The sequence below is a fragment of the Microcella sp. genome (genome assembly GCF_030645145.1).
Taxonomy (GTDB): Bacteria; Actinomycetota; Actinomycetes; order Actinomycetales; family Microbacteriaceae; genus Microcella.
The window spans coordinates 12975-35667 of the sequence record NZ_JAUSMI010000101.1 but is presented as its reverse complement, the minus strand read 5'-3'; the positions used below and the strand labels follow the sequence as shown (position 1 = coordinate 35667).

Genomic DNA, 22693 nt, shown 5'->3' with positions numbered 1-22693 from the left:
ACATCCCGCCCCGTTACAGTCGACCCGTGACCCGCGACGAGTCTGTGATGGATGCGCCACCACAACGACGCACGGAGCTGCGCGTCGATCAGGCATTGCCGTTTCGCACTGACCTGGAGGGGATGCGGGCGGTCGCGGTCGTGCTCGTGGTCGCGTACCACGCGGGAATCCCTCTCATCTCGGGGGGATACGTCGGTGTCGACGTCTTCTTCGTCCTGTCCGGTTTTCTCATCACGAATCATCTGCTGTCCGAGCTCTCACGAACGGGGTCCGTGAGGGTCCTCCGGTTCTATGCGCGGAGAGCTCGGCGGCTCCTCCCCGCCGCACTCGTCGTGATTCTCGTGACGGTCGTCGTGGTCGCACTGGTAGCGCCACCACGACTCGTCCCCCCGGTGATGGACGACTCGCGCGCGTCCCTCGTGTTCGTGCCCAACCTGCTGTTCGCCGATCGTGCCACCGACTATCTCGCCGAGGACTCTCCGTCTCCGTTGCTCCACTTCTGGTCGCTCGGGGTCGAGGAGCAGTTCTACATCGTGTGGCCGATTCTTCTCCTTCTGCTGTGGTCGATCACTCGCCGAGCGCCGCACCTGCTTGTGCCCGTCCTCGGCCTCCTGGTCGTCGCGTCGTTCGGCGCGTCGGTTCTGGTGACGAACTACAACGAGCCTTGGGGCTTCTTCGCTCCCTGGACCCGCGCCTGGGAGCTAGGCACGGGTGCACTGATCGCGGCACTCGGGCTTCACGCGCGCCGCATCCCCGAACTGCTCGCCGCCTTTCTGGCATGGGCCGGATTGCTGCTGATCGTCGGCTCAGCCGTCATGTACTCCGATCAGACGGTGTTTCCCGGTGCTGCGGCAGCGGTTCCCGTGCTGGGTGCCGCTGCGGTGATCGTCGGCGCGCAGTCGGCCGGGCGCCTGGGGCCCGGGGGGATGCTCAGCCGACGGCCGATGCAGTTCACCGGTCGAATCTCGTACTCGCTCTACCTGGTGCACTGGCCGCTGCTGGTCCTTCCCGTGATCGGCAGCGCGATGGGGGAGCCGTTGCCCCTGTCGCAGTCCGTCGCGCTCGCGGTGCTGGCGGTGCCGGTGGCGTGGGCATTACACCGCGGTATCGAGAGGCCAATCCTTCGTTCCACCATCGTCGACACGCCCGGGCCGAGGGTCGTGCTCGTAGGGAGTGCTGCGGCGATCATCCTCAGCATTGTCGCTGTCCTCGGCGTGGAGACTGCCGTCGCTGCGCGGCCCCTGGCGACCGCGACGGTTGCGGGCCCGCCTCCCGCAACGGAATCCTGGCCGCTGTACTCGGAGATCGTGCCGGCTGATCTACGCCCGGCCCTGGCCGATGCACCGGCCGACCTTCCCTCGATCTACTCGACGGGGTGCCACCTCGGGCTGGACGCGACCGAGCCGACGGACTGCACGTTCGGCGATGTCCAGGCCGGCGAGGTCGTGGTCCTCTTCGGTGACTCGCACGCAGCACAGTGGTTCCCTGCGATCGAGGCGATCGCCACCTCACGCGGATTGCGGCTCGAATCGCACACCAAGTCCAGCTGCCCGCCATTCGATGTCGAGATCGTGACAAATGGAGTTGTTGACACCGGGTGCGCTGAGTGGCGGGAGCAGGTCATCCGCCTCTTGGAGCAGAGCCAACCCGACACGGTCGTCATCTCCGCGTTCGCGCACTACGCCGAGTTCGGGTCGCGGGTTGCTGTCGGCGACCGATGGACTGAGGCGGTCAAGCGTCTCGTCCACCGGCTTTCGGCCGGTTCGAAAGTTGTCGTGATCGCCGACACGCCTCGATTCCCGCGCACCCCCGCCCTTTGCTTGTCGGCGAATGTGGGGGACGCGTCCATCTGCGATTTTCCCCGGGAGCGGGCCATCAACGAGCCTTTTGCGCAGGAGCAGCGAGCTGCCGTCGAGTCCGCGGGGGGACAGCCCGTGGACATGAACGACTTCTTGTGCGACGTCGATCGGTGTGGCTCGGTCATGGGGAATCTTCTGCTCTACCGAGACCAGCACCACATCGCCACGCGCGTTGCTCTCACTCTGGCGGACGACCTCGAGAGTGCCATCTACTCGCCACGGTGATTGCCTGGGCCTGCAGCGCCCCTCCTACACTGGGCGCCATGCGCGTTCTCGTCACCGGCGGCTCGGGGTACATCGGCTCGCACGTCTGCCGCCTCCTGGCGGAGCGCGGCGACGAGCCCATCGTGGTCGACGATCTGGAGACGGGCATCCGAGACCGCATCGTCGGTTTTCAGCTCCACGAGCTCGACCTGGCGGCAGCGGATGCTCCCGCCGAGCTCGAAAGGATCCTCCGGGTTGAGCGCGCCGACGCCGTCATCCACTTCGCCGCCCGAAAGCAGGTCGCCGAGTCGGTGGAGCGCCCGCTCTGGTACGCCCGGCAGAACCTCGTCGGGCTGCACGCGGTGCTGAGCGCGATGGTCGCCGCGGGCGTGGTGCCGCTCGTGTTCTCGAGCTCGGCCGCCGTGTACGGCGACGCGGCCGGCGTGGTCGCGGAGGACGCGCCCACCGAGCCGGTGAACCCGTACGGCCGCAGCAAGCTCGCGGGCGAGTGGCTCGTCGCGGATGCCGCGCGCGCCCACGGTCTGCGGGCGACGAGCCTGCGCTACTTCAACGTGGCCGGCGCCGGCTGGCCCGAGCTCGCCGACCGGGCCGTGCTCAATCTCGTCCCGATGGCGCTCGAGCGCATCGAGGCGGGCGAGGCGCCCGTGATCTTCGGCGACGACTACCCGACTCCTGACGGGACCTGCGTCCGCGACTTCGTGCACGTGCTCGACGTCGCGGAGGCCCATCTCGCGGCGCTCGATGCACTCGTGGGAGCAGGCTCGGAGCTCGAGCCGCACCGCGCGCTGAACATCGGCACGGGGTCGGGGGCGTCGGTGGCCGAGGTGGTCGCGGGTCTGCGGCGGCGCACGGGCGAGGGCCCCGAGCCGGTCATCCGGCCGCGACGCGCGGGTGACCCGGCCGCCGTGGTCGCCGATGTGGCGCGCGCGCGGGAGGCGCTGGCCTGGACCGCTGCGTACGGGCTCGACGCCATCCTCGACTCGGCCGTCGACGCCCTGAGCGGCGCGCGCGGCGAGTAGTCGAGCGGCGGTCGCGTACCCTTGTCAGGTGACTGAGCCGACGAGCACGAGGGGCAACCGCCAGCGCCCGCGTCGCGCCGTCAATCGGCGCTGGTCGGGTCGGCGAAAGGCACTGGTCGCGATCGGGGTCGTTCTCGCCCTGGTGATCACCGCGATCGGCGCGTACGCCGTCATGCTCACGTCGACGTATCAGCAGAACGTCACGACGCTCCCCGATGTCTTCCCCGTCGAGTCCGACCGGCCCGAGCGCATCGAGGGGCCCGCGGGCGAGGCGATGAATATCCTCCTCGTCGGCTCCGACACGCGAGGAGAGCTCGGGTCGAACGATGTCAATGATGTCCGGCCCTCTCTCGCCGACGTCATCATGGTCGCTCACATCTCGGCCGATCGGGAGGACGTGCACGTCATGTCCATCCCCCGCGACACCTGGGTCGAGCAGCCGAACGGCTCGATGGGGAAGATCAACTGGTCCTTCGGGAGCCAGCAGGGCGCGGCGGGTCTCGTCCAGACGGTCGAGAAGCTCATCGACGCGCGCATCGATCACGTCGCGGCGATCGACTTCGAGGGCTTCAAGGGCATGACGGATGCCCTGGGCGGCGTGACCGTCAACAACACGATCGAGTGGCAGAGGCGCGGCGAGTACTTCGGCATCGGACCGGTGGAGCTAAACGGTAAACGGGCTCTCATGTACGTCCGTGAGCGGCAGCTGACCGGCAACGACTTCAATCGAGCCCAGCAGCAGCAAGAGTTCCTGCGGGCGGTGCTGCGGAAGACCCTCAGCGGCTCGACGCTCTCCGACCCCGCCAAGGTCTTCGACCTGGTGTCGTCGATCTCGCCGTTCCTGGCGGTCGACGCCGGTCTCACGCCCCAGACGATCGTCGGTATGGCTGCTGAGCTTCGCGACCTGCGAGCAGACGACATCGAGTTCTTCACGATGCCCAACGCCGGCTCCGCGTACGTGGGAGACCAGGCGGTCGTGCTCATCGATGACCCGACTCGCGCCTTCGTGGCCGAGTCCTTCCGCACGGACGACGTCGCGACCCTCGCACAGGCGGTCGCCGACGCGGGCTGATGGGGGCCTCGCTGGGGCTTTCGTGTGAAAGACTCGACTGGCGCGTACGGAACGAGAGACCACGAGCTGTCTGCTCGTGAACATCAAGGGAGAACTGAGTGGACCTGCGTGACTACATCCGGATTCTGCACAAGAACTGGATGCTGATCGTCGCATCGACTCTCATCGGCGTCGCCTTCGCCGCCATCGGAGCGATCGCGTCCACGCCTCGCTACGACGCGACCAGTGAGCTCTACGTCAGCGTTCGTTCCGCGGGTGATGGGACGACGAGCGACCTCGTGCAGGGCACGAGCTTCGCGCGTCAGGCGGTCACCTCCTACGTCTCGATCGCCAACAGCTCGCGCGTGCTGCAGCCCGTGATCGACGAGCTGGGGCTGGACGTCACGCCCCAGCAGCTCGCCGGCCGAGTCTCGGCCACATCGCCCCTGAATACCGTTCTCATCGAGATCACGGCGAGCGATGATGAGCCGGCGGCCGCGGCGGCCCTCGCCAACGCGGTGGGGCGTAGCCTCTCCAACATCGTCGTGAACGAGCTCGAGCGCCCCGAGGGCGAAGGCGCCAGCCCCGTCAGCGTGCAGACGGTTCAGGACGCGGTCGCACCGACGCGCCCGTCGAGCCCCAACGTCCCGCTCAATATCGCGCTCGGCCTCCTCATCGGTCTCGGTGTGGGGATCGGCCTCGCGGCCCTGCGGACGGTTCTCGACACCCGCATCCACTCCACTCATGACATCGCGCAGGTCACCGATGCGCCGATCATCGGTCGGATCAACTACGACCCCGAGGCGAAGAAGCGACCCCTCGTCGTCCACGTCGACCCCCGCAACCCTCGCGCGGAGGCGTTCCGCGCGTTGCGCACCAACCTCCAGTTCCTCAACGTCGAGGGCGGTCCGCGTAGCTTCGTCGTGACGAGCTCCATCCCCGGCGAAGGCAAGAGCACGACGGCCTGCAACCTCGCGATCTCCCTGGCCGATACGGGCGCACGAGTTGCACTCGTCGACGGTGACCTCCGTCTGCCCCGAGTCGCGCACTACATGGGTATCGAGGGAGGCGTCGGACTGACGGATGTGCTCATCGGGCGCGCGGAGCTCGCCGACGTGATCCAGCGCTGGGGCCGGGCCGCGCTGTACGTCCTGCCGAGCGGGCGGATTCCCCCGAATCCGAGCGAGCTGCTCGGGTCGACCGCGATGGTCAACCTGCTCGCGACGCTCACCGCCGAGTTCGACTACGTCATCGTCGACGCGCCGCCCCTCCTGCTCGTGACCGACGCCGCGGTGATCAGCAAGTTCACCGGCGGCGCGATGCTCGCCGCCGCGTCCGGCCGGACGAAGAAGGCTGAGATCAGCGGCTCGTCCTCGGTGCTGGAGAGCATCGGCAGCCGCCTCGTCGGCGTGATCGTGACGATGCTGCCCTCGAAGGGTCCGGATTCGTATGGGTACGGCGTCTACGGGTACGGCGACATCTCGTCGGTCGAGCCGGACACCACTCGTCGGACGAAGACGCGCCGCGCCGCCGTGATGGAGCAGCCGTGAGCGACTTCACCATCCTGACCGTCTGCACGGGCAACATCTGCCGCTCGCCGCTCGCGGAGCAACTGCTACGGTCGGGTCTCGGCTCGGTCCCCGGAGTCCGCGTCCGCAGCGCCGGGTCCGGTGCCCTGGTCGGTGAGACCATGACCGAGCAGGCGCAGGCGCTCTCCCGACGGTTCGCTGGAGAGGGCGCGGATGTACATCTCGCGCGTCAGCTCTCCAAGGAGGAGCTGCGCTCGGCGGACCTCGTTCTGGGTGCGACGCGCGAGCACCGCCGCGCCGCAGTCGAGTTGCTGCCGCGGGCGTCCCGCCACACATTCACGATTCGCGAGTTCGCGCGTCTCGCCGAGGCGCTCGACGACTCGGACCTCCGCGAGCTCACCGCCGCGCCCTCGGGTCCGGGCGACCGCCTGCGGCTCTTCGTCGAGCTCGCGGCGACCAAGCGCGGTATCGCCGTGCCCCCAGAGGAGCCCGAGGACGACGACATCATCGACCCGTATCGCCGTAGCGACGAGGTCTACGAGGAGTCGGCAGCGCAGCTCGTTCCCGCTGTGCAGAGCATCATCTCGAGCGCGATCCGCGCCGTGTCCGGCGCCCCGCGGGAGTGACGATGGCGGCTCCGCGACGACCTCAGAGGCGCGTCGAGCGTCGGTTCTGGCCGGTGCTCGCGCTCGTCGCGTTCCTCGTACTGGACGCCGTCCTCGTGGCGTGGGCTCTGGGCGCCCACCGGGCGGCCACGCAGAGCGCGCCGGATGCAGTCCCGATCGTGTCGCCGCAGCCGGGGGAGACCACGTCTCCCGCGCCCTCCGTCAGCCCCTCGGCCTCGTCCGCTCCCGAGTCGGAAGCGATCGCGCCCGAACCCGCCACCCGAGTGCTAGCGGCGCTCGACGCCCAAGTAGCGTGGCGCGCCCTCACCGGGCCGTGCCCGCAGACGCCGGCGACGCCGCAGCTCACGACGGACGGCGGAGCGAACTGGCGCGACACCGACGCGACCGCTCCGACAGGAGTGGCCTCCCTTCAGCGCATCGTCGTGGAGGCGCGCGATGTCGCCACTATGGTGGCGCTCAGGGGCACGGACTGCGCGCCGACCCTGATCCGCACCTTCGTCGGGGGCGACAACTACGAGGAGTACCCGGACGAGCTCGCGGCCGCCTGGTTCGTCGACCCGGCCGATCGCTCGCGCGTGCAGTCGCCGACGGGGACAGCGACTGCACCGTGCCCGTCGGTCGTCTCGCTCGCGGCCCGCGACGGGGCCTCAGCCCTCGTGCTATGCGGAGACGGGAGCCTGGCGGCGACGTCGGACGGCGGGGCGTCGTGGACGGCCGCCGTTCCCTCCCCGGGCGTCCAGGCGATCAGCAGCGCATCCGCCGGCTTCATCGCGGCCGCGGTGGGCAGAGACGGCTGCGCAGGAATTCAGGTGCTGCAGGTAGACGCAGCCTCAGCCGCGTCGAGTGTTACCGGATGCCTCCCGACGGAGATCGCCCCAGCGGAGTTCGCCGGCGTCATCGCGATCGCCGAGGCGGCGAGCACGGTGTGGCTGTGGGCGGGTGACCTGATCCAGCGATCGAGTGACGGAGGTGCGTCATGGTCCTAGTCGACTCGCTCACCCGCCGGATGCAGAACGCATATTCGCGCGGGCCACTGTCCCGATTCGGCAGCCAGTACCTACTGGATGCTCTGGCCTGGGTCATCGCCCTGTTCGCCGCGCGCCTCCTGCGGGTCGACTTCGACTACACGCGAGTTCCATGGGTCGCGCTCGCTGTTCTCATCCTGTTCGCCGTCACGCTGCAGTTCGTGATCGGATGGGGTTTCTACCTCTATCGCGGACGGCATCCGTACGGCAGCTTCGCCGAGGTCCGAGCCCTTGTTGCGACCGCGTTCACGGTGACGGTCATCGTCTGGCTCGCAGTGCTCACGATCGGTGGTCTCTTCGGGCTGTCGCGGTCGACGCCGCTGATCGCCTTCCCGATCGCTTTCATCATCATGGGTGCCGGGCGGTACACGAAGCGCTATCTCGTCGAGCGGGCCATGGAGTACTCGGGCCCGGTGGAGAACGCGGTCGTCTACGGGGCCGGCCATGTCGGCCAGGCGATGGTGCGCCGGATGAAGCTCGACCGGGACTCGCCCTACCGCCCGGTTGCGCTGATCGACGATGACCCGGCAAAGCGATTCCTGCAGCTCGATGGGGTTGCGGTGGCTGGAACGATCGACGACTTGACATTGATTGCGCGCGCGACGGGCGCGACCGTTCTCATCATCACGATCGCGCGCGCCGACGCTGAGCTGCTTCAGCAGGCGAGCGCTGCGGCCGAGGCGGCGGACATGCACGTCATGGTCCTGCCTCCGCTCAATGAGGTCCTCGCCGGCCACTCCAAGATCAGTGACCTGCGCGATCTCGCGATCGAGGACATCATCGGTCGGCATCCAGTCGACACCGAGATCGAATCCGTGGCGGGCTACCTCACCGGCAAGCGGGTTCTCGTGACGGGGGCCGGAGGTTCGATCGGAGCGGAGCTCTGCAACCAGATCGCACGTTTCAATCCGGCCGAGCTAATCATGCTCGATCGCGACGAGACTTCGCTCCAGTCAGTTCAGCTCACCATTCACGGCCACGGGCTTCTGGACTCCGACGAAGTAGTGCTCAACGACATTCGGGATGCCGCGTCGTTGGAGGCGCTCTTCCTCAACCGGCGCCCCGAAGTTGTCTTCCACGCCGCGGCTCTCAAACACCTCCCGATGCTCGAGCAGTACCCAGGCGAGGCATGGAAGACGAACGTGCTCGGCACACTCAATGTCCTGCGCGCCGCGATGAGCGCCGAGGTTGCGACGTTCATCAATGTCTCGACTGACAAGGCTGCGAATCCGACCAGCGTGCTCGGTCGTTCGAAGCGGATCGCAGAGCGCCTGACCGCGTGGGCTGCTGCTGAGACGGGGCGTCCATACCTATCAGTTCGCTTCGGCAACGTGCTCGGCAGCCGAGGGTCGATGTTGCCTGTCTTCACTTCGATGATCGAGTCGGGGGGGCCGCTCACGATCACCCATCCGGACGTGACCCGCTACTTCATGACCATCCCGGAGGCGTGCCAGCTCGTCATGCAGGCTGGCGGCATCGGAGAGCCCGGCGAGGTGCTCATCCTCGATATGGGCGAGCCCGTCCGGATCCTCGACGTAGCGCAGCGGATGGTGGAGATGTCGGGGCGCGACGTCGAGATCGTGTACACGGGGCTTCGCCCGGGGGAGAAGCTGCACGAGGAGCTGGTTGCGGAGGGTGAGTCCGACGATCGTCGTTTCCACCCCAAGATCGCGCACACCGCGATCCCTGCACTCGACCCCGAGCTCCTCGATGAGGAGTCCTGGCTTCGCGCGGTCGTCGCTCGAGAACCGCAGCGTGTCGTTCCGGGCGCGGTCGAATGACCGAGCTCGTCATTCTCGGGGCATTGACGGGGGGAATCGTGTCGGCGGTACTCCCCTTCGTGGCCATTCCGATTCTTCGGACCATCAGGCTCACGGACACTGCTAATCACCGTTCCTCGCACCGCGGCGTGGCACTTCGCGGGCTGGGGATCGCCCCATGGGGCGCCTTCGCTGCCGCGCTGGTGGTCGCACTGAAGGACTCCGATGACAATCAGGTCCTCATCGTTGCGATAGGCGCCTCGCTCGCCATCGGGCTGGTCGGGCTCGTGGAGGACATCATCGGACTGCCGGTCGTGGTGAGAATCGGATTGCAGGTGGCTGTCGGGATCGGACTCTCGGTCGCGCTCGCGCCGGCTCTCGGCAGGGCTGGCGCCTGGACGATGGTGGCGATCGCGGCCTTCTTCATCGCATACGTCAACATCGCCAATTTCATGGATGGCGTCGACGGCATCTCGGGTCTCCACGGCGTCGTCGTCGGCACGTTTTTTGCTGCGATCGGCGTGTTCCTCGGGGTCGAAGCGCTCGTCTTCGCCGGCGCCCTACTGGCGATCTCCTTCGGGGCGTTCACCGTGTGGAACGTCGGTCCGCAGCTTCGTTTCCTTGGAGATGTGGGGAGCTACCTTCTGGGGGGAGCCGTCGCAGGCTGCGTAGGGATCGCAGTGTCCGCTGACGTTCCGCTACTGGTGGCAGTCAGCCCCGTCCTCCTGCACGCCACGGACGCCGCCTACACGCTATCGCGCCGCATTCTCTCGAGAGCCCGCTGGTACGAGGCTCATCGAGAGCATCTCTATCAGAGGCTCTCCTCCGACGCGCAGTGGGGCCATCTGCCCGTAGCGCTTGTCTATGCCCTTGTCGCGGCCGCTCTCTCCGGTCTCGGCGCCCTGATGCTGACCGACGGGTTCGAGGTCGTCGGGCTGGTTGGGCAGGGCGTGATTCTCATCGCTTTTGTTGCTCTGGCTGAACGTGCGATCCGCACCGGTCGACAGTTGGTCTCTTTCCGGGAAGATTCGCGATGAGGGTGCTGGTCACAGGGGCGACGGGATTTGTCGGCGGCTGGCTCGTGCCCGACCTGCAGGCAGCGGGGCACGAGGTCGTCGCTGTTGTGCGGACTCCCGGAAGCGCCCCCGCGGGCGCGATCGAGGCTGTAGTAGAAAGCATCGACGGCACGACTCGCTGGGAGGGCCTACTCGACGGGGTCGACGCAGTGGTGCATCTTGCTGCCCGGGTTCACGTTATGGACGACACCGCGACGGACCCGCTGGCGGAGTTTCGTCGGGTCAACAGGGATGGAACTGTTCACCTGGCGCGCGCGTGCGTCCGGCACGGCGTGCGTCGTTTCGTCTTCCTCAGCTCCATCAAGGTCAACGGCGAGAGCACCGCTAGCGTTCCGTTCGCGGCTGACTCGCCGCTCAGCCCTGCGGACCCCTATGGGCAATCAAAGGCGGAGGCCGAAGAGGCTCTCACCGAACTTGCATCCGCGACTGACCTCGAAGCGGTAATCGTCAGGACTCCCTTGGTCTACGGGCCTGGAGTACGGGGGAACTTTCGAACGATGATGTCGATCGCGCGTCGGCCGATCCCGCTTCCGTTCGGCTCGCTGCGCAATCGTCGCTCGATGACGGCCGTGTGGAACCTCACCGACGCTCTGCGGTTCTCGATCGACACGCCCGCACCTTCGGTGACCGTACTTCTTGCGTCGGACGCCACCGCACTCTCAACCGGTCAACTTGTCGCCGGGCTTCGCTCGGCGTTCGGAGTGCCTGGCCTCATCTTCCCCTTCCCAGTATCCGGGCTCAGCAGGCTGGCACGAATGACCAGGCGTACAGAGGCGGTCCGTCGACTCACTGAGTCTCTCGAGACCCGCCCGGGATGCACGAACGATTCGTGGGAGTGGACGCCCCCCTATTCGACCGAGCAGGGTCTGCGATGGACTGTGAGTGGTCGAGCTGAAGCTGCGGCTCACGGAGACGCAGCCGGATAGACCATGAAAATCGCAATCGTCACCCAGTACTACGCCCCGGAATCGATACGCATACCCGAGTCGCTCGCTACGGAGCTCGTTTCGCGAGGGCACAGCGTTCGTGTCATCACGGGATACCCGAACTATCCGAGCGGCCGCATTTTCGATGGGTATCGGATGAGATTCAACGACGTCGCAGAGGTGGATGATGTCGAACTCCGTCGGGTTCCGTTGTACATCAGCCATTCCTATAACGCTCTCGCGCGCTTCCTGAACTACTTCAGCTTCGCAGTCTCCGCGGCCATGTTCGGGTGGTGGATTAGACGGGCGGACGTGGTGTACGTATATGCGACGCAGATGACGCCCGCAGTCGGCCCTTCGATCTGGAGGCGCATATTCCGGCTCCCCTACGTCCTGCACATACAGGACCTTTGGCCGGAGTCGATAACGGGCTCGAGCATGGCGGGAGGCAAGCGATCGAAGAGCGCAATCGCCGCAATCCTTAACCCGTGGCTCAGGATGCTCTACCGAACTGCCTCCGCCACCATCGCGATCGCACCATCCATGTCTGAGATGCTGATCGATCGAGGAGTGCCCGCCGAGCGTGCGCATCACGTATGGAACTGGGCGACACCGGAACCTGGTGAGAGTGGAGCATTGCGCGGTGTGGATGGGTCGGACGCGATCAACGTAGTGTACGCGGGCAACTTCGGTGACCATCAGGATCTGGAGACGGTGATCCGGGCTGCCAAGCTTGTCGAGGATGTACCATCGCTGACCCTCACTCTGGTCGGATCGGGGGTGGCAGAAAGCCGCCTCAAGAAGCTCGCGAGAGAGTTGTCCATTCGAAACGTCCAGTTCGTTGGCCGCGTTCCGCCGGAGGAGATGGACAAGATCCACCGCATGTCCGACTTCCAGTTGGTCACTCTTCTCGATCTGGAGATCTTTCGAGGAACGATCCCTTCGAAGTTCCAGGCGGCGATATCCGCCGGCAAACCTGTCATCACGACCGTGCAGGGTGACGTCGCCGCCTTGGTGCAAGCGCATTCCGTGGGCATCGCCTGCGCGCCCGGCAGCCCGCAGGCGCTGGCGGATGGTCTGCGCCGGGCCTCGGCGATGTCGGCTGGTGATCGAACGGCCATGTCAGGTCGTGCGCGCGCTCTTTACGAGTCGGAGCTCTCGAGGTCGTCGGGAGTGGACAAGATCGAGCGGATTCTTCACGACGTGAGGCGAACCACCCAAAGTAAGGATTGGTAAGAGTGTTGTCGGATAGCTACGCGGGCAGGTCTGTGCTCATCACTGGAGGAACGGGATCCTTCGGGCGCACCGTCGCTCGACGGCTTCTGGAGCAGGAGGTCGGGGAGATCCGCATCCTGAGCCGGGATGAAGAAAAGCAGGACGCCATGAGGCACGCGTTCACTGACTCTCGCCTGAGGTTCTACGTTGGCGACGTACGCGACCCGGGCAGTGTCGAGCGTGCAGTCAAGAACGTGGACTTCGTCTTCCACGCCGCGGCGCTCAAGCAAGTGCCGTCGTGCGAGTTCTTCCCGATGGAGGCCGTGCGCACCAATGTCATCGGAACCGAGAACGTCGTCCGAGCCTCCGATCACGCGGGCGTCTCCTCGGTGGTATGCCTGAGCACCGACAAGGCCGTCTACCCGGTCAACGCGATGGGTATGAGCAAGGCGCTCATGGAGAAGGTCGCGCAGTCTTTCGGGCTGAACAACCGCGGAGCCGAGACCATCGTGTCGTGCGTGCGATACGGCAATGTCATGTACTCGCGCGGTTCCGTCATCCCGCTCTTCCTCGAACAGCTTCGGGCCGGTCGCAACCTGACGGTGACCAACCCCGCCATGACGCGCTTCATGATGTCGCTGGGCGACTCGGTCGACCTCGTCGACTTCGCCTTCCACCAGGCGGCGCAGGGCGACCTGTTCATCAAGAAGGCCTCCGCGTGCACGATCGGCGATCTCGCGCAGGCGATGATCAACCTTTTCCGGCCGGAAGCTCGCATCGAGGTCATTGGAACCCGGCACGCCGAGAAGCTCAGCGAGGCGCTGGCCAGTCGCGAAGAGCTCTCCCGCGCGACCGACATGGGCGAGTACTTCCGCATCCAGGCCGACGCTCGCGACCTGAACTATTCGCTGTTCGTCGACGAAGGCGACACCTCGCTCAATGAGTACGCCGACTACGACTCCCACACCGTGCCGCGTCTTTCCGTCGCCGAGGTCGAGCAGATGCTCAAAGGGCTCCCCGAGATCCGAGCGGAACTGGCGAGCGCCGCGCGCAACGGAGTGTCGTCGCCGTGATCTCCGTCACGGGAGGGCACGGGTTCCTCGGATGGCACCTCCGTGCGGCAGCGCTCGCGGCGGGCATTCCGACTACAGCGATAGCGCTCGGGGATGGCTTCGATCTAGCAAGAGCATCCCACGGGATTGCCGCCTCCGATCGGGTGATCCACCTCGCCGGCGTGAACCGCGGCGACGATGATGAAGTGCGCTCCGGCAATCGCCTGATGGCTGAGCAGCTCATCGCCGCGCTCGAGGGCGCGTCGAGCGTACCTTCGGTGCTCGTCTACGCGAACTCCACCCAGGCCGGTAATGGCACGGTCTACGGAGAGACGAAGGCCGACGCCGGCCAGCTGTTGAGGCGGTGGTGCGCCGATCGGGGCGTCATGTTCGTCGACGTGCTGCTACCGAACCTCTTCGGTGAGCACGGCCGGCCGCACTACAACTCCGTGACCGCCACATTCTGCAGCCTACTTGCGAAAGGGGAATCTCCCAGCGTCGTCGCCGACAAGCAGCTCACGATGCTGCACGCGCAGGATGCCGCTGACGTGCTGCTGCTCGCTGATGTCGAACACCCGGCGCTCCCTTCGTTCGGGTTGTCAGTAAGCGAGTTGCTCGACCGATTGCGCTCGATCTCGTCCGTCTACCGCACCGGCGAGATCCCCGCGCTCTCATCGAACCTCGACATCGACCTTTTCAACACCTACCGGTCTTTCCTCACCGAGGAACTGCGTCCGATCGCTCATCGACGCCACGTCGATGCGCGGGGGGACTTCGTTGAGGTCATCCGGTCCCACGGGGGCACCGGGCAGGCGTCGTACTCCACGACCGTGCCCGGCATCACCCGGGGCGATCATTTCCACCGACGGAAGGTCGAACGCTTCACCGTGATCGACGGGACGGCTCGCATTTCGCTGAGGCGCGTGCTCACGGACAAGATCGTTGACGTGGTCGTCTCCGGGGAGGACCCAGTCAGCATCGACATGCCCGCCTTGTGGTCCCACAGCATCACCAACATCGGCGACTCGACACTGCGGACGCTCTTCTGGACGAACGATATCTTCGACCCCGATCACCCTGATACGTATGCGGAGGCAGTGCGATGACCGAACGCCTGAAAGTCATGACCGTAATCGGCACCAGGCCCGAGATCATCCGACTCTCCGAGACGATCAAGCTGCTCGACGAGCACTGCGAGCAGATCATCGTGCACACGGGGCAGAACTACGACTACGAGCTCAACGAGGTGTTCTTCGAAGACCTTGGGCTCCGCCGGCCCGACGTGTTCCTCGAGGCCGACACGAGTTCGCTCGGGGCCGTCCTCGGGTCCATCCTCCTGAAGACCGAGGCGGCAATCCTCAAGCACGCTCCTGACGCGATGCTCGTCTTGGGCGACACCAACAGCGCCATCTCCGCCGTAATGGCCAAGCGGATGAAAGTTCCCGTCTTCCACATGGAGGCGGGAAATCGTTCCTTCGACGAGAACGTTCCCGAAGAGACGAATCGACGTCTCGTCGATCACGTCGCCGACTACAACCTCGTCTACACCGAACACGCTCGCCGCAATCTGCTCGCAGAGGGTATCCACCCGTCGCGCGTCCTGCTGACCGGCTCTCCGATGAGGGAAGTGTTGGATGCCAATCGGGCTGCCGTGTCGGCGAGCGATGTACTGAGGCGGGCAGAGGTCGCACCGGGCCGATACATCCTCGTCAGCCTCCATCGAGAAGAGAACGTTGACGAGCCCAGCCGTCTGACGGCCGCCGTGGCGGCTCTCGAAGCGCTCGCGGTCGAGCATGATGTCGATGTCTTGGTTTCGACGCACCCGAGGACCAGGAAACGGCTGGAAGCTAGCGGACTCGACACCAGTCCACGGATCCGAATGCACGCTCCCTTCGGCTTTCACGACTACTTGCAGCTCCAGTGCAACGCGATGGTCGTGCTTTCCGATAGTGGCACGATCAGCGAGGAATCGATCCTGCTCGGGTTCCCAGCTGTGACCCTGCGCGACCAGATCGAACGCCCGGAGGCATTGGATGTCGGAGGGATCATAACCGCTGGGGTTCACCTGGCATCCATCAGGGAAGGAATTGCTTTTGCTGTTGGTGCCCGCGAGCCGGCGACCGTTCCAGCCGAATACGCGGTCTCTGACACATCGCGTCGAGTGGTCGCCTCTATCCTCTCGAACACTCGCACTCACCACCGCCGCGCGGGCATTCGGCAATCGTGACCCCGTTTCGATCGGCAAACGAAAGCATGCACTTGCGAGTAAGCAATGTCGGAGCAAGCCCCGTTGACGTCCTTGTGCTTTCACTGGTTCCATATCGCTTTGCAACTCGAGCCCGCAAGGCCGCGTTTGTCATTGCGCAAGAGTGGCGGACTGCTTTCTTATCCCTCGCTGCGGTGGGGCGGACCGGTGTTCGCGATCGCCCGGGCTCCTGGGCGATAGACGGCGTGAATGTCAGCCAAGTCGAGGTCGGCCCGATCAAACAGTCCAGTGGAATAAATAGCCGAATATGGAACCTCCTCATCGCATATGCACCAGCACACCGCAGACTTGCGAAGGCGGTGCTCCGACAACCGAGCAGGTTCGTGTACGTCACCACGCCTGCCCTACTCGGGCTGGCGTTAAGACATCGACGAAAGTTCGCTTCAGACCTGATCATTGACGTTCCCGAACGCCCGGGAGAGGTAGTCGCCAAGGGCTCTCTTGCGACGGTGTTCGCCCGAGTCGAACGACGACGGCTTGCGTCGGCGAGCAAACAGTCGGTTCTCGCGACGATCGCGGTGGGTGAAGACGCAGCTTTCCTGCGGAATCTCGGGTTCTCCGCAGTCGCGGAGGTGCGAAACGCGCCACTGGAGTCGTGGCGTGCCCCGTTCGAACCATTATTGGCGAAGCCGGGGACACCGCTTCGGGGGGTGCTGATCGGTTCACTTTTTGAGAGTCGAGGACTCGAACAGCTGGTCGACTCCCTCGCGATCCTCCGAGACCGAGGGGTAGCCTTTTCGGTGACAATCGCCGGCCCCGGTCGAGAGGCCTACCTCGCCGACCTCCGAGCTCGAGCCGCCTCCCGCAATGTTCAGGACATGATCAACTGGGTTGGACCAATTGCTAATGAAGACGTATCAGCGCTATATCTCGCTCACGACTTCGGATTCGTGCTCTATGACCCAGCTACCCCGGGAAACGACGGGCTCTCCAATAAGATCTTAGAGTGTGTGGCTTCTGGCCGACCCGTTCTCGCGGGTGACTTGCCGCAGAACAGGCGTTTCGTCGACGCTCACCGCGTGGGATGGCTCACAGAGGTGACCGCAAGATCCATTGCGGACTCGGTTACGTCGATAAGTCAGACCCGCGGGCTGTTGAGCGAATATGCGATTCGGTGCCGAGCATTCGGAGACGAGAAACTGACCTGGGAAGCCGAAGTGCGACCGGTACTGGAAGCGATGGCGGCTCGGGTCAACCGTGGGAGCGAGCCTGGTCGGCCCGTCGTATGAGAAGACTCCTCGCGGGGGTTGTGAAAATCGGGGCCGGCGTCGCTGCTGGCCAACTGATCGTGATCTTAGTTTCACCGGTACTTTCGCGCCTCTTCGACCCGTCAGAATTCGGCATTTACGCTATCATTGTCTCGGTGTCAGCCATGCTGATGGTGATTCTCTCGGGACGGCTCGACCTTGCGGTGGCGACATCGGCCAATAATCGCCAGGCGCGCGAAGCTGCGATGCTCGGTGCCTGCTACCTAACTGCGGGTGCCACAGCTATCGCAATAGTCTTCCTCGTTATTGCGGTCGGTAGCGCAACTGGGCTAGTCGATACGCTGGCCGTCGAATACTTCTTCATTCCAGTTGTTGTTGTATTTGCGGGACTCTTCGAGCTTTCCTCCGCATACCTGGTCCGACGCGGTCGCTACGGACAGGCTGCCTGGCGATCGTTGATCTTGAATGGCTCCCTGGCGGGCTCGCAGGTCGGGCTCGGTGCATTTTCATTTCCCGCGGGACTTACCGTTGGCTACCTCCTAAGTCGAGTCATTGGCACCGTTTATTCGGCACGCGTTGGAGGCCTGAGTCTGGCGCGCGATGTTCGGGGGCTTCGTCAAACGGGCTTAGGTGTTGTCGTGAAGCGCACGGCCCACTTCCCCCTGGTTGTCGCACCGTCATCCTTGCTGAACACCCTCGGCACACAGGCCCCGATACTGCTGTTTGGCCTCCTACTGGGTCCAGCGGCCGCGGGACTATTTGGTTTCGCGCAGCGGATCTTATCCGCGCCTGCGGCGCTCCTCGGGCAATCACTCGCGCAGGTCTACACCGCCGAGACCGCCTTCTCTCTGCGAAATATGCAGGGAAACTCTCGCTCGTTGTTTCTGAAGACCAGCTTGCTACTTCTCATTGCGGGGGCCACTGTGGGGCTTGCCGTCTACTTTCTCTCACCTCTAGCCTTTGAGCCAGTGTTCGGCGACGCCTGGGTTGAGGCGGGCCTCATCGCTCAGGCATTGTCGCTAGGAGTGGGAGCGCAGTTAATTGTCGTGCCGCTAAGCCAGACTATGATCGTCCATGGACACCATCGAGCGCAGTTTTATTGGGATGCATCACGTTTCATAGTTGTAGTTGTAGTAATTCTTGGCGCATTCGCCGCGGGAGCGGACGCCTCCGGGATGGCATGGGCGTTCTCCATCTCGTCTTTTGCAGCCTATGCAGCCCTATGGTGCCTTTGTTTTCGCGCCGTCTCACTTTCGGGCGGATGAAGAGCGAGGTGATGCTCTACTCGAAGTGTTCGCAACTGAAATGCTTCGCAAGAACCGGCGCTGATTAGTCAAGAGTCCAGTGCCCGCAATTCCGTGCATGGCGCCGCCGGCCAGGAATAGAAATCACAGATTCGAGCAAACCAGGCCCGTTAAGATTGAGTCGCCCTGGCTAAGAGGCGTGCGGTCCGATGGCGGCTGCAGACTGCCTACGGGAATACGGCACTGTTCGCGTTGCGGGCCCGTGGGCCGGAATCGGTCAGCCGTCTTGGTCTCAAACGGCCCCGTGTTGCGGGCGCTGTTGTAGGAGCTACTGCACTGTTGAACCGCCTATCGCCTTGGCGTCCCCAAGCCCAGAGGAATGCATAAACGACGATTCCTGAATTCAGGAGGAAAAGCGGTGAGCCTGCGATCCACGTGCCGACAACCGCACTCGTCCCGGCGGCCCCGACGATGCTGACTAGCGAGCCGCTGCCTCGCAACTTGTGAGCCTTTAGACTGATTAACACTGTTGCAAGTCCCATGAGAGCAGCCCACATAACTGCACCAACGAACCCGAAGTTGTGGAAAACGGAACCCCAGATCGATAAAGGAGCAGTTCCGCGTTGCGAGCCATATATTAGCCCAAATATAACATTGTCAATGGACAATGTGGACTGCCCTGGCAGGAGACCAACGAGAGTCGACCACCAATCGGCACCGCCAACTGGTTCGAGTGATGACACATAACGAAATCCGATAATTGACGACTCTTGGTTGCTGCCGAATATCCTAAAAGCGAGCTGGTTCCAAAGCTCTGTTGCTTGGTCCAGCGCGGTATTCTGGGATCGAACGCCTACGGACGCACGACCAGTTGCTGCCGTGGATAGAAGAAAGATTGCCAGTACTGGGACGGCGATTTGCAAAAGTATTCGCCTGAAAGTGCTTGGAAAAGAGAGAGCGGCGTAGATGGCCAGCGCTATGCCTACGAGAACAAAAGCGCCGCGTTGACCCGTGCCAAGGAGCATAATCAAGGAAGCCAATATAAGAGTGGCGGTGAGCACAAACCTCAGCCGCAGTCTACTGACCCAAATTTGGGTGACCGCTACGATGACGAGCGCGGGCAGAAGGCTGTTCTTAAACTGATTTACGTACCCTGGAAAAAAGTACTGACTGCCGCTGTAAGACTCGAGACGAAGCGAGGCGACATCGTTGTCTGCCCCGCGGAATGTGTTTGCAAGTCCGTCGAAGAAGGCCAGGTAACCGATCGCCGAATAGTATGCCACTGAGATCAGCAGAGAAATCACGATGAGGGCTGCGATGGCTGTCCGATCTACCGAGAGATGCGGCCGGCGGACTGATGAAATCTCGAACCTTTCATGCTTGAGTGTAAACAGCGCGGCGATTGCGACGATGGTGAAGACGAGCGAGGTCGCGATCAGAAGAACCGCATGAAACAGGTCATCCTCGCGAGTGAAGTCCAAACGCGCGATAGTGCCGACTGCCATTACCCAATTTGTTGCGGTGAATAGACCGACGGCTGAAAGGAGACCGACCCGCCCGCTCGCAACAATTAGTAATGCAATTGCGGCCATGGACAGTAGAAGTATTGCTACTGCACCCAGGGTCAATCCGGCCCTCCCGGCATGTAGTCTGAAGTCATAGTGGAAATGTTCCCTTCATGGCCTCGGCTCGGCAACGGAATTTCTTTCGCGGAACATAATCGGTTTGAAGAAATCGTACGGGCCGGGCAGTCACGTCGTGCCCAACCAGCGTACGCCTAGGACCAAGCGAGGTCGTATAGGCCTAAGCCGAGGCGGCGGATCCGACGGGGACCCGCTTCCAAGAGGGCGCCGACAGCTCGAGTGGCGCCTGTGGGAGGCGGAAGACGAATCGAGAGCTCGAGTCCTGCCAGATTACTAGTCTCGGCCGCGTGCCGTCGTGCGCCGTGCGTTCCGTGGCCTAGCGGGGGTGGGGCTCACCGCAACCGCCCGCGCCACGACCGCTCGCGCGCCGCGACGAGGGCCGCGATCACGAAGAGCATGAAGCCGCCTTCGACGAGCAGGTAGCTCTCGGTCATGCTCGTCGTCGCGAGCAGTACGAGAGTCAGCGCGGGCCACACGTGCACGGTCGAGCGGCGCTCCGTCGCCACGAGCCACGCCCGCACGAAGGCGAGGCCCAGCGCGACCAGCAGAAGGCCGAGGCCGATGAATCCGAGCTGCAGCGTCGCATCCACGTAGGCGTTCAGGGCCGAGTCGGGCTGACGGCCGACGGCATCACGCACGACGAGGAACGGGTAGCGGTCCTCGCGCCACGCGCCGAGCCAGCCCCAGCCCTGCGCTGGGTACTGGCCGATGAACTTCTCCAGGTCGGCCCACACGCTCGTGCGGATCGTGACATCGGCCGTGGCCCCCGCGAGGGCGAGCAGCTGCTGCCGGAAGAACCACCCGAGAGCTGCGGCGACCACCGCCGAGATGAGCAGCACGCTCTGCACGGCCGGCCGCCGTTCGGCGGGCAGGCGGCGCAGCAGCACGAGCACGAGCCCCGCGGCGAGCACCGCCGCGAGCACGACGCCCGTCACGGGTGAGCGCGCGAACACGATCGTCGCTGCCGCGAGCACGAGCGAGAAGATCGTCAGACCGCGCGGCACCGATCGCGTGCGGAACTCGATCCAGAAGCTGAGCGCAGCCAGCCCGCCTAAGAACGCGAAGTAGTTGCGGGTGCCCGCGAGCCCCTCGATGGGGCCGCCGACGGCGAGGTTGCCCTCGATGCTCAAGAACCGCAGCGGGGTGTCGATGATGATGCCCGACAGGATCTCGAGCGCGAAGGACAGCACGAGCACGACGCGCAGTGCATTGCCCACCCCGCGCACGATCTGGATCGTGTCGCGCGCGAGCGCGATGTAGAGCCCGAGGAAGGCGAACGCGAGCATGTATGGCACGCCGCCCCAGGTGGCGAGCGGGTACTGGCTCCAGAAGCCGCTCGCCACCATGAAGCCGACGAGCGCGAGCAGCGAGATGGGCAGGATGCCCTGCCACTCCACGCGCTCCGGCTGGCCCGCGAGCGACAGGGCCGCGAGCACGACCAGGCCCGCGAGCACCGCGAGCGCCCCCGGCCAGCCGAGGAACGCCCGAACGGCGTGCATGCAGAGCGCGACGGCGATCGCGACCTCGGTCAGTGCTTGCGTGAAGCGCGGCGACGCGAGCGCCGAGCGCCCGGCGTCGACGATCGAGCGGGCGCGGTCGTTCATCGCCCGATCCCCGCGAGGGCGCGACCGTGGGTGCGGCTCGCGACGGCGAGCCAGACGAGCAGCAGTAGCCCGCCCTCGATGAGGATGCGCGACTCGGCGAGGCTCTGCACGAGCAGCACCGTGGCGATGAGCGCCGGAAGGAGGCGCAGGGCCGGGGAGTCGGCGACGTCGCCGAGCGGAGCATCCACCGCCCACGAGACGGTGCGGAGCAGCATCGTGACGACGAGCACCGCGAAGACGACGACGCCGACGACCCCGAGCTGCAGCCACACGTCGAGCCACGCGTTGTGGGCCTGCAGGTACTCGACGCCCTTGATGACGGCGAGCCCGTCGAACGGCTCGACCCACGGAGCCCAGTAGCTGACCCAGCCCCAGCCGAACCACGGCCGCTCGAGCGCGAGCTCGGTCACGGCGGCCCAGATGTCGACGCGGTTGGTGAGGTCTCCCGAGCGGCCGAACAGCCCGAGCACCGCGTCGCGGAACACGGCGATGAGCACGAGCGCGGCGACGGCCGCCACGGCGCTGAAGGCCAGCAGACGGATGCGCGCGCGAGCCCCGAGGCGCCGTGCGACGATCAGCAGCCCGGCCACGATCGCGACCACGGCCGCGGCGACGATCATGCTCGCCGACCCCGCGCACACGAATGCCAGAGCGGCGGCGGCGAGCCAGCCGTAGCCCGCCGCCTGGCCGACCCGGTGGTCGACCAGCTGGATCGTGAAGACGATGATCGCGAGGAGCGCGGCGAAGCCCAGGAGGTTCGCGTTGCCGACGATGCCCTGGATCCTCCCGCCGTCGAGCACCTCGAACAGCTCGTTGCGCGACCAGTAGAAGGCGCGGGGGATCTCGCCCTCGTAGTCCGTCCACCACGGGAGGACCGGCTGCCGGATGATCGTCGCGACCACGAGCTCGAAGACGAGCGAGAGGCCGATGACCCAGCGCAGGGCGACGCCGAGGGCGCGCACCACCTGCTCGAGCGTGAGGGTGCGGGCCATGACGACGCCGCCGAGCGCCGTGAGCACGAGGAGCCCCGCGCCGATCGCCGTCTCGAGCCGGTACGCCGACCAGATGATGCTGAGCACCGCGAGGCCGACGAAGAGCGCGAGCGCGATCGGCACGCCGCGCCACGACAGGCGGGAGCGCACGGCGAGGGCGATCCAGCAGACGCCGAGAGCGGCGATGATCGCGCCCCACCCGAACCAGGTGAGCGGGTAGCGCACGCCGTCGCCGGCGAGGAGGACGAAGAGGGTCACGGCGGCGAGCGCGACGCGGCGCTCGCGGAGCCAGGACATGACCCTCAGCCTACCGGCGGGGCTCCGGTCGCCGACTCGCTCGCGAGCGGTGCCGGCGGCACGGGCGGTGTGACCG

General features: G+C 65.2%; 18 protein-coding genes. 15 read left to right on the top strand and 3 right to left on the bottom strand.

What is annotated here, in order from left to right; all coding sequences use genetic code 11:
- Positions 1-26: 26 nt before the first annotated feature.
- The 15 genes from Q7T15_RS07085 to Q7T15_RS07015 all read left to right on the top strand — a co-directional run bounded on the left by Q7T15_RS07085 (position 27) and on the right by Q7T15_RS07015 (position 18102).
- Positions 27-2084, top strand: a complete 2058-nt coding sequence (locus tag Q7T15_RS07085; protein ID WP_304694709.1) for an acyltransferase family protein — start codon at positions 27-29, stop codon at positions 2082-2084.
- Between the two features lie 38 nt (positions 2085-2122).
- Positions 2123-3103 (top strand): UDP-glucose 4-epimerase GalE, encoded by a 981-nt coding sequence (galE, locus tag Q7T15_RS07080; protein ID WP_304694707.1) that lies wholly within the window; start codon positions 2123-2125, stop codon positions 3101-3103.
- A gap of 28 nt (positions 3104-3131) precedes the next feature.
- Complete coding sequence (locus Q7T15_RS07075; RefSeq protein WP_304694705.1) at positions 3132-4175, top strand: LCP family protein; 1044 nt, start codon at positions 3132-3134, stop codon at positions 4173-4175.
- A 98-nt stretch (positions 4176-4273) separates the two neighbouring features.
- On the top strand, positions 4274-5704 hold the full coding sequence (locus Q7T15_RS07070; RefSeq protein ID WP_304694703.1) for a polysaccharide biosynthesis tyrosine autokinase: 1431 nt from the start codon (positions 4274-4276) through the stop codon (positions 5702-5704).
- Complete coding sequence (locus tag Q7T15_RS07065) at positions 5701-6309, top strand: low molecular weight phosphatase family protein (RefSeq protein ID WP_304694701.1); 609 nt, start codon at positions 5701-5703, stop codon at positions 6307-6309. Before Q7T15_RS07070 ends, Q7T15_RS07065 begins: the two co-directional genes overlap by 4 nt.
- 53 nt (positions 6310-6362) lie before the next feature.
- Positions 6363-7295 carry a hypothetical protein gene (locus tag Q7T15_RS07060; RefSeq protein WP_304694699.1) on the top strand — a complete coding sequence of 311 codons (933 nt, stop codon included), beginning with the start codon at positions 6363-6365 and terminating at the stop codon, positions 7293-7295.
- On the top strand, positions 7286-9115 hold the full coding sequence (locus tag Q7T15_RS07055) for a nucleoside-diphosphate sugar epimerase/dehydratase (protein ID WP_304694697.1): 1830 nt from the start codon (positions 7286-7288) through the stop codon (positions 9113-9115). Before Q7T15_RS07060 ends, Q7T15_RS07055 begins: the two co-directional genes overlap by 10 nt.
- Positions 9112-10131 (top strand): UDP-phosphate glycosyltransferase, encoded by a 1020-nt coding sequence (locus Q7T15_RS07050; RefSeq protein ID WP_304694695.1) that lies wholly within the window; start codon positions 9112-9114, stop codon positions 10129-10131. Before Q7T15_RS07055 ends, Q7T15_RS07050 begins: the two co-directional genes overlap by 4 nt.
- Positions 10128-11096, top strand: a complete 969-nt coding sequence (locus Q7T15_RS07045) for an NAD-dependent epimerase/dehydratase family protein (RefSeq protein WP_304694693.1) — start codon at positions 10128-10130, stop codon at positions 11094-11096. Before Q7T15_RS07050 ends, Q7T15_RS07045 begins: the two co-directional genes overlap by 4 nt.
- 3 nt (positions 11097-11099) lie before the next feature.
- The gene (locus Q7T15_RS07040; protein WP_304694691.1) at positions 11100-12332 is read left to right on the top strand and encodes a glycosyltransferase family 4 protein; all 1233 of its coding nucleotides are present in this window, start codon (positions 11100-11102) and stop codon (positions 12330-12332) included.
- A gap of 2 nt (positions 12333-12334) precedes the next feature.
- Positions 12335-13384, top strand: coding sequence for a polysaccharide biosynthesis protein (locus tag Q7T15_RS07035; protein WP_304694689.1), 1050 nt, complete (start codon positions 12335-12337; stop codon positions 13382-13384).
- Complete coding sequence (locus Q7T15_RS07030) at positions 13381-14469, top strand: NAD-dependent epimerase/dehydratase family protein (protein WP_304694687.1); 1089 nt, start codon at positions 13381-13383, stop codon at positions 14467-14469. The genes Q7T15_RS07035 and Q7T15_RS07030 overlap by 4 nt, the downstream gene beginning before the upstream one ends.
- Positions 14466-15590 (top strand): non-hydrolyzing UDP-N-acetylglucosamine 2-epimerase, encoded by a 1125-nt coding sequence (wecB, locus tag Q7T15_RS07025; protein WP_304694685.1) that lies wholly within the window; start codon positions 14466-14468, stop codon positions 15588-15590. Before Q7T15_RS07030 ends, wecB begins: the two co-directional genes overlap by 4 nt.
- A gap of 362 nt (positions 15591-15952) precedes the next feature.
- On the top strand, positions 15953-16858 hold the full coding sequence (locus tag Q7T15_RS07020) for a glycosyltransferase (RefSeq protein WP_304694683.1): 906 nt from the start codon (positions 15953-15955) through the stop codon (positions 16856-16858).
- The gene (locus Q7T15_RS07015) at positions 16855-18102 is read left to right on the top strand and encodes an oligosaccharide flippase family protein (protein ID WP_304694681.1); all 1248 of its coding nucleotides are present in this window, start codon (positions 16855-16857) and stop codon (positions 18100-18102) included. The genes Q7T15_RS07020 and Q7T15_RS07015 overlap by 4 nt, the downstream gene beginning before the upstream one ends.
- 206 nt (positions 18103-18308) lie before the next feature.
- Here Q7T15_RS07015 and Q7T15_RS07010 read toward each other — a convergent pair whose 3' ends face one another.
- The 3 genes from Q7T15_RS07010 to Q7T15_RS07000 form a co-directional block, all read right to left on the bottom strand.
- Positions 18309-19673: an O-antigen polymerase gene (locus tag Q7T15_RS07010; protein WP_304694679.1), complete on the bottom strand. Its 1365-nt coding sequence runs from the start codon at positions 19671-19673 to the stop codon at positions 18309-18311.
- A gap of 383 nt (positions 19674-20056) precedes the next feature.
- Positions 20057-21328 carry an O-antigen ligase family protein gene (locus tag Q7T15_RS07005; protein ID WP_304694677.1) on the bottom strand — a complete coding sequence of 424 codons (1272 nt, stop codon included), beginning with the start codon at positions 21326-21328 and terminating at the stop codon, positions 20057-20059.
- Complete coding sequence (locus Q7T15_RS07000) at positions 21325-22617, bottom strand: O-antigen ligase family protein (RefSeq protein ID WP_304694675.1); 1293 nt, start codon at positions 22615-22617, stop codon at positions 21325-21327. The genes Q7T15_RS07005 and Q7T15_RS07000 overlap by 4 nt, the downstream gene beginning before the upstream one ends.
- Positions 22618-22693 lie beyond the last annotated feature (76 nt).